The following is a 14,421-nucleotide window of genomic DNA, read 5'->3' on the forward strand; positions in this document are numbered from 1 at the left end:
GGCTCCTGTTCTGGCAGTTCTCGGTATTGCTATTCTTGGTTTTGGTCTGTTTACCGGCCAGCTTGGTGATGGTGTTAGACGTATTCTGATTGTTATCATTGCTCTTTCCTGTGTAATGTGGGCATCTCAGTTTGTCAGCTACGTTGTTGAAGGGGTTTAATACTTTTTCTATCAATCCTTGGAAAAGGGTTGATAGAAAACATCATTTTTAAACAAAAGTAAATATTTACTATTTAAAAATACTTATTTTCCATGTCTTATTAAAGTGGTGTTTTCTATCAATCTTTTTCGGTTTTATCGCAAGGAAAGGTGGTTTTGGTATGCGTGCCCATGTTTTTAAATCCCTGTCTCGTCCAGTGTACTGGGGTGGTCTTCCTCGAAATGTTTTCATCTGTATTTTGATGCTTAGTATCTTAATGGTGTTTGTTTTCCGGTCTTTAAAGGCTTTGATTCCGCTTTTCTTTGTTTATTCCTTTTTACTTTTCCTGGTAAAGAATGATCATCGTATTTTCGGTATTCTCAAAGAATCCTTGAAATTTAAATCTCACTATTATTGAGAAATGAGGTGTTTGTATGGCAAATAAATTGGCCCGTCTGGAAGATATCATCACCTGGGGATATATGACAGACAATAATGTAGTTTTCAATCTGAACGGTACATTTCAGAAAACCTATGTTTTTCGTGGTGATGACGGATCCAACATGACAGAAAACGATGTAAATAACTATTATGTGGGTCTTAACAATATCTTTCTTCGTATGAAAGATAATTACTATGTTTTTGCAGAAATGCATAAGCAGATTTCCAGAGATATTGTTCATTCTTCTTTCACTGATCCTCTGTTGAATGAATTTGAACAGGAGCGTGAAAAGAATATCTCAAAGCATCAGATTTACGGTAATGCCTTTTATCTCACTATCTGCTATCGCTGGCCGTCAGAAGCGTTACAGCGTGCGTCTCGCATGCTGGATAAGTCCAATAAGGAAGTCTGGAAAGAACTGAAATCGGCCATGAAAGAGTTTGTACGTCTTTTCAATCCGATTCAGTCCGATGTAAATGAACTTCTCAAGGATTATGCAACTACGGCAAAGCATTTTGGTGATATGGAAGCTAAATTCCTTGACGAATGTGAAGTCATTACCAGCGGTTTAAAAGATTATTTTGTAGAAATTGAACCCTGTACACAACAGGAAACACTCACTTATCTCCATGATTGCATCTCCGATCATCATGTAGAAGTGAAAGCAGATATTCGCTCTCTTATCACACAGCGATTAAAGGACAGCCATTTCATGGGTGGCCGGTTTCCTAAGCTAGGAGATAAATACGTAGGTATTGTTGGTGTGAAAGATTTCCCATCCGATACTGTGGATTTTATGTTTGACCGCCTTAATTCTCTTTCCTGTGAGTATAGATTTGTTGTGAGATACATCGCCCTTGGTAAAGATCAGGCCGTCCGTGAATTAAAAACTATCACTGCACAACATGAACAACGGCAGAAGAGTTTTATTACTATGGTTTTTGAAGCGATCAAAGGCCAGGAATCACCTAAAGTGGATCGTGAAGCCGTTCGTGATGCCGAAGATGCTAAAGAAGCTCTGGATCTCTTACAGGCTGGGGAAGTTGGCTTTGGCTATCTTTCCTTTGATATTGTTCTTCTGAATGAAAATCAGAAAGTTTTAAAAGAAAAACTTTCCGAAGTTCGTACTATCGTAAATGATTTGCAGTTTATAGCGGAAATTGAAAAAGACAATGCAACCGCTGCCTGGTTTTCTACTATTCCACCTAACTTTGAAAATAATGTTAGACGGTATCTCGTCAATTCTACAAACTTCTGTAATATCGCTCCTATGGGTGCCTATTACGATGGTCAAAAAAAAAATAAACATTTTGCCGAACTCGCCGAAACTATCCATCGAGAAGGAATGACATTCATTGATGATCCGCTCATTCAATGTTCTACACCAGAACATCTGCCTTTTTACTTCAACCTTCATGTCGGTGACGTAGGGCATACTCTTGTGGTAGGCCCTACAGGGGCCGGGAAATCGGTATTGCTGAATACCATTTCCGCTTCCTTTAGAAAGTACCCAAACTGTAAGGTTTTTGTCTTTGATAAATCTGCTTCCTCAAGGGTACTTACGAAAGCTATAGGCGGTAATTTCTATAATCTTTTAGTAGATAATAGCTCTATTTCCTTCCAGCCTTTGGCCCATATTGATGAAACTACTGAAAAGACATGGGTTTTGGAATGGCTCGTGAATTACCTAGAAGCCAGCAACGTAAAAATGACACCACAAAAAAGAAATACCATTTTAAATGCCCTTGGCAGCGTTGCTGAATCACCGATAGAAGAACGAACCATCACCGCCCTGATTACCTACTTGCAGGACGAAGAGATCCGTAGTAGTTTGAGGGATTTATCTATTAACGGTGCTTACGGTTCTCTCTTTGATTCCAATGTAGATAAATTCGGGGCCGGTCGCTGGCAGGTATTTGAAATGGAAAAACTCATGGAAAATAACCGCATTGTGGCTCCGACCTTGGATTATCTTTTCCATCGTATTGAATCACAGCTGGATGGTTCTCCGGCCCTTATGATTCTGGATGAATGTTGGCTTTTCCTAAGAAATGAAGCATTTAGAAACAAGATTGTGGAATATCTGAAAGATCTTCGTAAGAAGAACTGTTCTGTCGTAATGGCTACACAGAACCTTTCAGACATTGATGATCATTTGCTTCCGGTCGTTTCGGCCAACTGTCTGACAAAGATTTTTTTACCCAATACATCTATCAATGACTTGGCCAGAAATATGTATGAACGGTTTGATCTCAATGATACAGAAATCAGTATCCTTGAATGGATGAAACCAAAACGGCAGTATTTCTATAAATCTTCTCTTGGTACTCGTATTTTTGATTTGACTCTTTCCCCTTTGGAAATTGCTTTTCTGGGGGCCACTTCTAAAGAGGATCAGATCAATGTTTCCAAACTGGATAACCTTTCTCCGGCCGATTTTTCGCAGCGTTGGAAGGCTCTTAAACATGTGTCAGGGGGCTAATACCATGAACTTACCGGAAACTAAAAAACTTATTATTGTACCTGTTCTGCTCTTTGGGGTAGCTGTTGGTGGCGATCAGGCTTTGGCTGTTTATCCAGTTCACGATGCTAAAGTATATGCTGAAATTGTAGCTCAGGTTGCAAAGGTAACGGAACAGATTAATACCATCAATGCTCAAATTGCTTTACAGAAACAGCATTTGTATGACCTTGGCTGGGGTAAAATCCAGCCGTACTGGCAGGAAATGAAACAGGTACAGGAAGATTATAAAAATCTTCGTGATAGTACTGGTGGCATTTTATCCAGTGTGGATGATGTGGAAAAGAGTTTTACTGATACTTTTAAGTCTTTTGATACCTTTGATCCAGAAACTGAATCTTATCAAGGATTGAAGAATCGAATGAACCAGAACCGATCTCAGATTGCAAAGCTCAATCGAGATACGATAAAGCTCATCAATCACAAACAGAAAGAGCTGGATGCTTCTAAAGAAAGAATCGCTAAATATCAGGAAATGTTAAAGAACGTTCACGGAGAAAAAGATACAGCACAGCTTAACGCCCTGATTTCAGCAGAGAACGCTTATTGTACAGATCTCACCAATGACATTGAATCTTTGAACGCCAAACTCAAGGTTATTAACGAAGAAACAAAGAAACTGGAAGCCGATGCAGCGGAAAAGATGAATGAAACCTTTGCCAGCGATTTTGAAAAAACAGGTAAAGCTATGAAGGAATATTCTGATAAGCAGGGTAAAGTGACTACCCTTTCTCCTTATTTTGAGGAATATTTTAAGAAGAAAGGGTGGTTTTAATGGATAGTGCTTTAGCCCTTTTGGATAATGTAAGTACTCATATCGATCAGGCTTGTGCTACTGGAATCACTAATCTCCAGTCACCTCTTTTGGCTTTACTGGCTACCTTGGCTGTTATTTCTATTGCTACGGAATTTGATATGTTTTTTGGCCCAGCTTTCAATTTTGGTAATATGATTGTTCGCCTTATGCATATAGGATTTCTAGCTGCCATGATTCAGAACTGGGGCATGCTTATGGTAGCTATTAAAGAAACTGGTCAGATTTTGGGTATGACGGCTGGTGGTGCAGATGCTACTTATACTCCTACTGGTCTTATTGGTGAAACTTGTGAATCAATTTTTGATTCTTTTCAGCATATTATTTCTTCTTTTCCCAGTTTTACGTCCGGTGGTTCTGTAGCTGCTTACATTTTGGCTCTTATTGCCTTATGTATAGCTATGTACGCTATTTTTCGTATTGCTTTTACTTTATTTATGGCGAATGCTGAGTTTCTTATTTTGGGATCATTGTCTCTCGTTTTAATTCCTTTTGGAATTACTAAGTGGACAAGATCGATTGCTGAAAAGACATGGGGAATCCTTCTTACTTCGGCTGTCAAGCTCATGGTTGCTGTTTTTATGGTTAGTTTGATTCAGAATGAAATCACTGCTGCTTTTAGTGTTACCGATACAGATGTTAGTAAGAATGTGGCTGGGTTCTTAACCTCTGCTGCTTCTCTTATTTTCCTTTCGTTCCTTTCTGCTCAGGCCGTTGATCTGGCTGGGGCTATGACTACTGGTGCTGTTGTTTCTACGAATAACATCATTCATGCTATTCCTAATGCTGGTAGAGATCTTCAAAATTATGGTGGTAAGTTAGGTTCTGCTATTGGTTCTGTTAAACGTTCCCCTGCCATATCCTATCAGGCTGGTAAAGATACGCTTACTGGGTTAAGAAATGGTTACAATACAGCCAGAAATGCATATAACGCAACTGGGCGTGCAGCACAAAAGGCGATTGGCTGGTGGCAGAATTACGTTGGTTAAAAAGGAGTGATGAGTTTGTTTAAGCGTTTAGTTGTTGCTTTTTTCTTACTTTTCACTTTTTTAGGTTTTCAATCACAGGCAGTTGATTTTTCTGCTCCTGTAACGGATCCTTATGGTCCTAGTGATTGGCGTGGCTCTTCCTGGCATAATGGTGTAGATTTTGGTGCGGACTATGGCACGGTTATTCCTTCTTTAATTTCCGGTACAGTTTATGGTGATCAAACTGGGTATGGTATTAACCCTGGTGGTTATGGCAATATGATTGCCGTTATTTCTGATGATGGATCCATTGGATATGTATATGGCCATGTGCAATCTATTTATGTCGAATCCGGTCAACATGTAGACATGGGTGATCCGGTAGGTGAAGTCGGAAATGAAGGTCGTTCTACTGGCCCTCATCTTCACGTTCAGGTTTTTGCTGGTGCCCCTTATTCTGGAGCTGCTATTTTGGATCCTACTGATACTATCAATAGCTGCCCATTTTTTCATGTTAATGGAGATATTTCTAATAACACTATTGGTGGTCATATCGGTGTAGCAGTCAGAAAGATGATTCCATCTATCGATATTGATTTTTCTACTTATTTTTCACCTTCGGAATTTTTGGAAACTTTCATGAAGGCAATTCTTGAAAAGATTATTCCAACTTTTGATTTTGCGGAAAATAATCTGGTAACGTTCCTTACGGTCTTAATGACGCTAGATTTTACCTGGTTTATGTTTCCGGTTTTACTCAATTTGACTACTCGGCAGAATATGAGTGGTTTGATTGTTCGTATGATTCGGTATGGATTCTGGTTTGCTCTTTTTATGTCCTGGCATACATTAGTGAATCAGTTATTTATTCCATTTGTTGAAAATATATCTTCGACATTTTCCGGTACGGAAATCAGTCAATCTTCGTTCTTGCATTTCGATGAGTTATTTGTAAATATTGCTCACATTATCAGTGCTTTTATTCATGTAGATAAGAGTTTCAGTTTTATGACCGCTATTTTCGTATGTATTTTGGTAACTGTGATTTTAGTTCTTACGATCCTGGCTACTTTCTACTTGATGTATAAGCTCGTTATGTTTTATCTCATGTGCAGTATGGGGGTTCTTGGTATTCCCCTGTATTTTCTCCCTCAAATGGAACAATACGGAAAGAATTTTATTTCTGGGATCTTATCTTCTTGTTTTGATTTGATAGTAACAGCTTTCATATTTGTCTTTATTTCAAATGAAATTGGTGCTATGGAACCGATTCCTAAAGATTCTGTAAGCAGTTTAGTCCTTTTTGCTTTTTGTTGGGGAGCATTGGTTTTCTTTATTCCATCCTTTACCAATCGTTCGATTGAAGCATTTATGACTTTGTGGGAATAAAAGGAGTGATATGCATGATATTCTGTAGGTCTAAAAAAGTAGCTTTGCTATGTTGTACATTGCTTCTTTTTTCCGCTCCGGTGGCTTTTGCTAAGTTCCATTTCAGAGGTGGTGACATAGAAGACATCGCTAATGAAATTAAACAGGCTCTTGAAACTGCTAAACAGTCTGAAATCTATTTGCAATATAAGCAGATAAAAAGTGATTACGATGAGATGCGTGAAATTTGGGGGAATTTTTCTTCTGCTCTTGATGATCTTCATAGTACTGTTGAAACTACCATGGCAGAAAATCCTATTTCCAGGCTCTTATCTACAGGAAGTGAAATCACTGGTGAAGATGTGTATGCCGTGTTTGATGAACGAACGAAGTTTGATTTTCTGTATAACAACTACGGAAACACAAAGGAAGGTCGTAAGTACAATATGGATCGTTTTAATGCGATTCATGAGGAAGAATTCAAGAACACTTTGAAAGTAGCTCAGAACAGTGAAAAGTTATCCGAAGAGATTAATAATGCTGTAGCTGATACGGTAGAAGATCAGTCAGGTAACGGCTATGCCTTTAAGCAAAAGCAGGTCGCAATAAACGCTTACAAAGTTATGGCAAATATCCAGAACGTACAGACAAAAGCTCAAAAGCTGATAACGGATATTGAAGGTAGTATTCGTCAGCAAAATGCTGAAGATAACGAAGAACTGGCTGCAAAGGAACAGGAAATTTATATTCCGGATAGCCAGAATGAATTTTATAAGCGTCGTGCTGATCAGGTTCGTATGAAAGAGTTGCCTAGGTAGTTGATATGGCTAAAGATGTATTTTTTCCACAAGATCTGTCAGATAGTCTTTTGGCATATGCCCCAAATTCTCAGAATTTGGGCTTTATGCCCCTTCTCTTTGTGCAGGCTACATTTCCATACACCGATACCAAAACGGACAAGTTTATACGCAAAAATGGCAATTTTCAGCTTACTTTATATTCCCCCTCTGGTCTTCCATATGGTTCTATTCCCCGGATTGTTATTGCTTTCCTGGTTACGGAAGCGGTACGCCAGAAAACACGGACTATTTACCTGGGAGAAAACCTGAGAGATTTTCTTAACAAGTTAGATTTGGGCTGTACCGGTGGAAAGAATGGCTCTATTACCAGGTTACGTAAGCAGTTGGATTCTTTATTCAGCTGCTACATTTCCTGTTCTGCTATAGATAATGTTAAGTCAGGGAAAATTAAGACTACGGCCAATATGGTGATTGCGGACAAATCTGCTCTCTGGTGGGAACCTCATTCTCTTTTTGATGAAACCGGCAAATTTCGTTCTTACGTAGTGCTTTCAGAATCATTCTATAATTCAGCTATCAAGTCTCCTGTTCCTGTGGATATGGATATCATCATGAAGCTGAAAAAATCGCCTATGGCAGTAGATATCTACTGCTGGGTGACATATCGAGCAAGCTATCTGAAAGCCAGTAGTCGTATTGCCTGGGAAGATCTCGCTTTGCAATTTGGATCTAACTGTAAAAATATTCGTCTTTTTAAATTGTATTTCCGGAAACATCTAGCTCAAATCAAGAAGTATTATCCTGAATTAAAATATTATGATATGGATTCAAAGTATTTTATTTTATATCCTTCTAAGCCTAGTATTGGTATGAAAAAGAATTAGTAATCTGCTTTCTTTTTTAGTTATGTAGTGATATAATTTAGGTACTGAACAGAAGTAAGTTCTTCATGGGATAACCGGGAGAACAGAAAAAGGGTGGTTGCCAGCCACCCTTTTTTCCTGCCTATTTTTTACTTTTCTGGTTTAGCCACCATGAAAATAAAGCTACTAAACCAGGGGCGAGCAGGGTCGCCCACAACGAAGCCAGAACAGAAGTAAATCCTTCCATGGGAATCACCTCCCTTCAAGGAAGGTGATTTAATTATATCATATGAATTTTCATGCTATAATATAAAAAGAAGAGGTGCTAAACGGCAACGGTAGGCCCCTAGAAAAAGTCAACAGATTAACCGCTTAACTTTGTCAGGGTAGGGCGTTTTTTCTGTTGATGAGAAATGAATGGAATGAAATTAACGTCGTATTGCTACGATGCAGAGGGTTAGATAAACCACAACTGTTAAAAAATCATATACAGTCATTGGCATCATTCCCTTTGTATAGTACGCAGGGGCAGAAAACATACCGCTACCGTGTTTGCTGATAGCATCTTTTATATTATATTACTTATACAAAAAGGTACTAAAGAGATTTCATGTTTCTCTTTAGTACCTTTTTGTTATCTTGAATAGTCTTGGGTATAAGTTCTGTTTTTTCTTTTCTTTCTAGTGTGTGACATTTCAAGTGATCTTTTCCTTGCTAATACTCTTTCAAAAAAGAGTGTACGTCGTTCTTGATCACAACGTGGGTTTTGAGTATAGATTTGTTCTATTTTTTCTTTGATCCATGTTTCTGAAATTAAATTGGTTGGTAATTTTTGCTCTTTTGCCAATTTAATTTGAGCTTCTTGTTCATCTTTGAATGGTTTGGCTGGTTGCTGACTTAGTTTGATGTCATAATTCAGGTTATTAAACCACATTGAATTTCCATGGTCAAATAAAGGTGCCATTCCAATAAATTTCATAGTTTCTGCATTTCTCAAAAAACCAAAGTTTCCATAATGTCGGTCACTGTTATTAATCAGGTAGTCAAAAGCAAGCATAGTATCGATTTGTGATTTTTCTACTGGTATATGTAAGGTGTTTACACAATTCATAAAGTGCATATAGGCACTTTCATGATTCAATTTTGGTTTAATATCCAATATTGCACCAGCTGGTACATATTCTGTATTTCTATCTGTGAACATTGGGCATACACTATAAGGCATATCCCCTTTTTCTACGATTGAATATGTTACGTGCGGGATTTTCATCTTTTTAAGCAATTCGGATGCAAATACTTCATTATATGCTTGTTGCATAAATGGAAAGGTACTTTGTTTGAACAAATATCTTGTATCATTTTCAATTTTCCAATATTTGGTCAGTTGTCCATTTAAAGTACTGTCGGAAGCAGATAAATTACTTTCGGCTGTATTTAATAATTTCATTTGTTTAAAATCATTGTCATACAGATTGACGTTTAACCAATTATACATTGTATTTTCGGGTCTAAACCAATATTGATCGGACAATGATAATCCCAGTGTTTTTAAAGCCAGGGCTTCTGGAGTTCTAACGTGGTTATCATGCAAGATTTGGGGTAAATCTTTTCGTGATTCTGAAATGCTGCGGTGAGAGATCCATTTATTCAGTGAATCTTTTAATTCGTTGAAATTGTTTTCTGTTGTAAAAACAGGCAATCGTTCAAATGAATAGATTTCATTTATCTGAACAATTCTACCTGTTTGAATATTTATATCAATATTAGCTACGCCATTATTTTGCTGCATTAAATAGTAATTCATAAGCTACTTCCTTTTCGGTAAATTTGATTGTTTCTTTCCTAGAAGTATATGTCAATCACTCCCGCTTATCGAAGCGGGAGCTTGTAAGTCAGATAAGCATAGGTAGTAGCGGTATCTAAATAATACCTCCCTAATTCTGCCTACATCATCGGGCAATTGACAATGCCCGTTTTGCCAAGGAGTTTACTCCGAGGCAATTGTTATTCTTTCATACCGAGGATTGTTGTCACCAGAAATCCACATAGTTCCAAGGAGCTGTATGTTCATAGCACCGATACGGTCATCATTAGATTTGTAACCGCATTGGCAACTATACATATGTTTGTGATGATTACGGTTTCCTTTGTGGATAGTTCCACACTTTGGACAACGCTGTGATGTGTATCTTGCTGAAACTTTCAGCACCTCTGAACAATTTTCGTGGGCTTTATAAGTCAGAAATTGCTCTAACTGATAGAATGACCAGCTTCGCAGGTCATATTTCTGCCTTGCAGTTCGCGAAAGATTTGATTCTTCAAAACTGACGCCTGTTAAATCTTCAAGCACAAACAGTGTATCTTTGCCGTATTTTTGCACGAGTGTCTTAGAAATCTGATGGTTTACATCGGACATCCAACGGTTCTCTCGTCCTGAGATGGCTTTTAGTCTGCGCTTTGCGGATTTCGTGCCTTTTGATTGTAACTGGCAGCGAACTTCTTGGAATTTATGCCGTTTTGTGGCAATTTTTCGCCCAGAGATAAATTCAGTCTTGCCCTGTTCGTCGTAGCTGACAGTTAAAAAACGCAATCCACGGTCAATACCGACAACGTGACGGACGTTACCTTTCTGGAAATCTTCGACAGCCTTGGTAACAGGAATGTGCAGATACCACAAGCCTTTGAATTCGACCAGCTTTGCTGTGCCAAGATTCCACGAGCCATCAAGATATCCGGTGAAGTGTTTGCCCTCAAAGGTGCATTTTATTCGTTTTCCCAGTGTATTAATGGATAGAGTCTGTCCATCATCAACGAAGCTGTAGTCACGGTTGCGAACCAAATCAGCTTGCGGACGGCTGAAAAATACAGGCTTCCAAAGCCATTCAAGCGTTTTTGGAATGTATTTCCAGCTGCCTTTTTCGTCCTTGTATTTATATGGATTTTGAACAAGCTGACGTTTGACTGTTTTGTAACGGGCGACAGCTGTCTTGATTGACGACTGTGCGAGCTGTGACTTTAAACCAAATCGACCACGAAGGTCGCTGTACAACTCTTTATTAAGGCTTTGATAAGCCAAGTTAAACTGGTTGTCAAAAATATGCTTTGATACAAAGTTGCAAGCTTGTCGATACTGTTCAGTCATTTGACGAAACAACATTTCTTGTTTTTTAGAAACATTGAGGCGAATTTTTATAGTTTTGGTTAAGTAGGACATCTTTTTCACCTGCCTTTCTAAAGTTATATTACTTTCATCAAAGATATTATATCATATTTTTTGCTGAAAACCTAATGTTTTAAGAAAGTGAGGTGAGGCGGGCATTCCTCCCCGACCTAAGAGGTCGGAGTATCCTGCCCGCATTTCAATGAAATGCTTTCAAATTAAATTTAAGCAAAACTATGTATTTTTTACTTGTTTTTATTTGGGTTTCATTGAATAATATATTTTTTTATTCAGCCATCGTAATGCGTGAATAACATGTGATTAACTATGTGAATTAAAAAGTTATTCACGCATAAACGGAAACGCTTTTACGCATAAACGGAAACGCTTTTACGCATAAACGGAAACGCTTTTACGCATAAACGGAAACGCCTACCCCCTTTTTTCTTCGATACCGTCTGGTCTCATCGGCTCCCCCCTGTAGTTACCTGTAGTTACCTGTAGTATTCCTGTAGTAGAGGGGCATATTTCTGTGAATGGCCTGCTATCTCAAATTTCCTCATTATTTTTTGTTTTTTATCCATGAAAAAAGGACAGGAAGAAAGATATGATTTCTTCCCATCCTTTAGGTATTTAATTCTTACTTCTAGTCTTATTTTTTGAACTTATCAAAAGCAGATGGTTTGGGGCCTTCGGCTTTTTTCTTGGCTAGATAATTTTTCATTTTATCAGATTCTACTTTCCAACCATCATAACTCAATTCTTCATCGCTTGGTGTAGGATCGGATGATTTCTTATATTCACCAACTACAATACTGTTGGCTTTTAGTTCTTTGTTGAAATTTATGGTATTATCTTTGAATTTGCCATACATTACTTTTGCTCCTGTTAAGTCAGGTTGATAAATATTTCCGTCCTTATCTAACAGGAACTCAGATTTACTGTAAATTTGTTTGTTGTCATAAACAGATTTTGGGTCAGTTTCATAGACTTTGAACTGCATTGCTTTTTCTTTGTTTGCTAGTTCTATTTCAGTATCATAGACAAATACGTAGGTGTTGTTGTTATTTTTGTATACACCATTTACCTGGTCAGGTTTCAATTCACCGCATCCGGCCATAGTCAGTACAGCTAACCCGCAAAATGCAGCACAAATCATTTTTTTCATTTTCATAGTAGGTTTCCCCCTTTTACAAATGCCGTCCTTCATCATAATCATCATATCTGGTTCGGTTGGTGCGAGCAGCACAACGATCTTTTGAAATATCCTGGCAGTGTTCTTTATAGTCTCTAACCCTGAATTTGATTTGTTCCTGGTCTCTTTTCGTTTTAACGCTGTCTAAAAACGCTCTATTTTGGCCGTATTCGTCTTCGAGTACCTCATCTTGATAAAATGTACTATGAGCTTCTTCCAACTCGTCAGAAAGCGTTTTAAGCAGTTTTACATCGATTTGATACTCTTCATCATATTCGGCCAGTCGTTTTTTCTCTTTCTTTTTTCCCTCTGCTGCCAAAATGCACAGTTCTTCGATATCCTGATTTTCCATTGCCAGTTCATACCGTTCTTCCTGATATTTTTCAAAAATGATCGGGGGTATCTTGTCATGCATGCATGACAAGAGGAGCAGGGCACGTCCGGTACTATCATTCTCGCTATCAAAGACATTGAGCTTTTTAAATTCAGCATGTTGCTCTATGAGTACTTTAAATCGTTCCTCATCACTGGTGCAGAACTTTAATCGCCAGGTCAGATCGGCAGCCCATTTTTCCAATTTTGCTTTTTCGTTATTGGTAAGATTTTGATTACTATCGAGATTTTCCGTGATTATGCGGTTGATTTCGATAATAGTCTGAGCTTTGATCTCTTCCTCTTGATGAGCTTCCAGGAACTTCATCAGATCCTTGTAGTTCAGGATTTCATAAAGTTCCCGGAGTGCGATTGGTTTTGAGATATATTCACTTAGCAGTATGCTTCGGGTTTCTTCCTCGGTAGCAGCATTGCCGTTTAAAGCGGTACTGTTGTAGGCAAATCGTATCATCAGGTCTTGCAAATAATCATCATTCATCAGCTTCTCCTTTCTTGTTGTATTCTTCTGATTCTTCCATCAATCCCATGTTATGAAATAACTGGTCTCGCTGTTTTTCCAGGTACTCCATATTTTCAGCGTTTTTCTGTTTTTGTGCTTCCCGGTCTTTATTAGCTTGCTGAACCATGTTGATTTCAGTCATAAGGTCTTCCAGGCTAGTCCATGAGTGTTTACACGTGGTCTGCTTATAATACTTGTGGCCGTAAAATGAGCCGTTCTTGCCGTTTTTCTTAACAACTTCCTTATGGCAGTAAGGACAGAACAGTTTTTGTGGTTTAGCACTTTTAGCAGTTTCGGTATCTTCTGGGAATGGAGCTTCCTGTGGTTGCGGTTGTTCTTTAGGAACTACAAGAGATTCCCTTTTGGCAATTTGGTACGAGAAAATCAAAGACTTTACAGGCTTTCCTTTTTTCTCTACCCAAAATTCCTTGTCATAGGTCAGGTTTGTGATGTAACCACTTTTGTTGATTTCCTCAACACTTTTGTTCAAAGTTCTCATGATAGAAGTGGTCTGGTATGACTTTGGGAAAACCATGATTTTCTTGAACTCTTCAAAGTCTATCGTCCAGATTCTCACACCGTCTTTTCTTTCGTGAGCATAGTGCTTCAAGTCCAGCAGATAGCGGAACAGTGTTTTTGCATACTTTGAGTTTAAGTTGACAAACTTAGATAACTCAAACTGCGTGAATGAAATCGGGATGTCATAGAAGTAGCTGAGAAACTGGTCATTCAGAATGATTTCGGTTTCCTGTGTGGTCTTATCTACATGAAACTTAGCAAAGATCGGGGTTACGATGATATCATTATCACTTTCGATGATAAATGGAATTTCAGATAATTTCAAGGATAAATCTTTCAGGAAGGTTGTTACTTCACTGGGTCTGTATTTCCCTTTCATGTTGATTTTCTGACGGATAAAGTTTGCAGTCAGTGTGAGATGGGTCTTCTTGTTTTTGGTAAATTCTGATGTTATAGTGAAGAAGATATCCTGTTCCACCTGCGATAACTTATTGAAGTTTTTCGTCAGATTAAATTCGTTGTCGTATTTTACAATGTCCATGGGTATCACTCCTTATAAGTACATTATATCACGTTTTGTACTTATAAGTATATAATAAATTTTTGTGTACTTATAAGTACACCGTTTTGAGGCATGTACTCATAAGCGTGGTAAAATGTACTTGAAAACGTGGTAATTTGTACTTAGGAAAGCTAAAAGCGTGGTAAAATGTTCTCGTAACGTGGGAAAATGTACTCAT

The 14,421-nt window shown here is 38.1% G+C and carries 12 protein-coding genes; 7 read left to right on the top strand and 5 right to left on the bottom strand.

The features are described 5' to 3' along the window. The first annotated feature begins 320 nt into the window (after positions 1 to 320). The 7 genes from ACGG9R_RS10905 to ACGG9R_RS10935 are packed head-to-tail and all read left to right on the top strand — an operon-like array spanning position 321 to position 7,936. Positions 321 to 557: a VirB3 family type IV secretion system protein gene (locus ACGG9R_RS10905; protein ID WP_390155173.1), complete on the top strand. Its 237-nt coding sequence runs from the start codon at positions 321 to 323 to the stop codon at positions 555 to 557. Between the two features lie 16 nt (positions 558 to 573). Further along, complete coding sequence (locus ACGG9R_RS10910) at positions 574 to 3,063, top strand: zonular occludens toxin domain-containing protein (RefSeq protein WP_390155176.1); 2,490 nt, start codon at positions 574 to 576, stop codon at positions 3,061 to 3,063. A 4-nt stretch (positions 3,064 to 3,067) separates the two neighbouring features. Beyond that, entirely contained in the window at positions 3,068 to 3,877 is an 810-nt protein-coding gene (locus ACGG9R_RS10915) for a type IV secretion system protein (protein WP_390155179.1), read from the top strand. After that, positions 3,877 to 4,905 carry a type IV secretion system protein gene (locus ACGG9R_RS10920; protein ID WP_390155182.1) on the top strand — a complete coding sequence of 343 codons (1,029 nt, stop codon included), beginning with the start codon at positions 3,877 to 3,879 and terminating at the stop codon, positions 4,903 to 4,905. Before ACGG9R_RS10915 ends, ACGG9R_RS10920 begins: the two co-directional genes overlap by 1 nt. 15 nt (positions 4,906 to 4,920) lie before the next feature. After that, positions 4,921 to 6,273, top strand: a complete 1,353-nt coding sequence (locus ACGG9R_RS10925) for a peptidoglycan DD-metalloendopeptidase family protein (protein ID WP_390155185.1) — start codon at positions 4,921 to 4,923, stop codon at positions 6,271 to 6,273. A gap of 14 nt (positions 6,274 to 6,287) precedes the next feature. Next, positions 6,288 to 7,070, top strand: a complete 783-nt coding sequence (locus ACGG9R_RS10930; RefSeq protein WP_390155188.1) for a hypothetical protein — start codon at positions 6,288 to 6,290, stop codon at positions 7,068 to 7,070. A 5-nt stretch (positions 7,071 to 7,075) separates the two neighbouring features. Then, positions 7,076 to 7,936, top strand: a complete 861-nt coding sequence (locus tag ACGG9R_RS10935; RefSeq protein ID WP_390155191.1) for a replication protein RepA — start codon at positions 7,076 to 7,078, stop codon at positions 7,934 to 7,936. Between the two features lie 613 nt (positions 7,937 to 8,549). Here the strand turns inward: ACGG9R_RS10935 and ACGG9R_RS10940 are convergent. The 5 genes from ACGG9R_RS10940 to ACGG9R_RS10960 all read right to left on the bottom strand — a co-directional run bounded on the left by ACGG9R_RS10940 (position 8,550) and on the right by ACGG9R_RS10960 (position 14,222). Then, positions 8,550 to 9,719: a HipA domain-containing protein gene (locus ACGG9R_RS10940; protein ID WP_390155194.1), complete on the bottom strand. Its 1,170-nt coding sequence runs from the start codon at positions 9,717 to 9,719 to the stop codon at positions 8,550 to 8,552. 183 nt (positions 9,720 to 9,902) lie between these two features. After that, positions 9,903 to 11,129: an RNA-guided endonuclease TnpB family protein gene (locus ACGG9R_RS10945; protein WP_390155197.1), complete on the bottom strand. Its 1,227-nt coding sequence runs from the start codon at positions 11,127 to 11,129 to the stop codon at positions 9,903 to 9,905. Positions 11,130 to 11,727: 598 nt separating this feature from the next. Beyond that, positions 11,728 to 12,249, bottom strand: a complete 522-nt coding sequence (locus ACGG9R_RS10950) for a hypothetical protein (protein WP_390155200.1) — start codon at positions 12,247 to 12,249, stop codon at positions 11,728 to 11,730. Positions 12,250 to 12,265: 16 nt separating this feature from the next. Further along, positions 12,266 to 13,141, bottom strand: coding sequence for a hypothetical protein (locus tag ACGG9R_RS10955; RefSeq protein WP_390155203.1), 876 nt, complete (start codon positions 13,139 to 13,141; stop codon positions 12,266 to 12,268). After that, complete coding sequence (locus ACGG9R_RS10960; RefSeq protein WP_390155206.1) at positions 13,134 to 14,222, bottom strand: replication initiation protein; 1,089 nt, start codon at positions 14,220 to 14,222, stop codon at positions 13,134 to 13,136. The genes ACGG9R_RS10955 and ACGG9R_RS10960 overlap by 8 nt, the downstream gene beginning before the upstream one ends. Positions 14,223 to 14,421: the final 199 nt, after the last annotated feature.

Origin of the sequence: Dialister sp. i34-0019-2H8 (assembly GCF_042846925.1) — a bacterium.
GTDB lineage: Bacteria > Bacillota > Negativicutes > Veillonellales > Dialisteraceae > Dialister.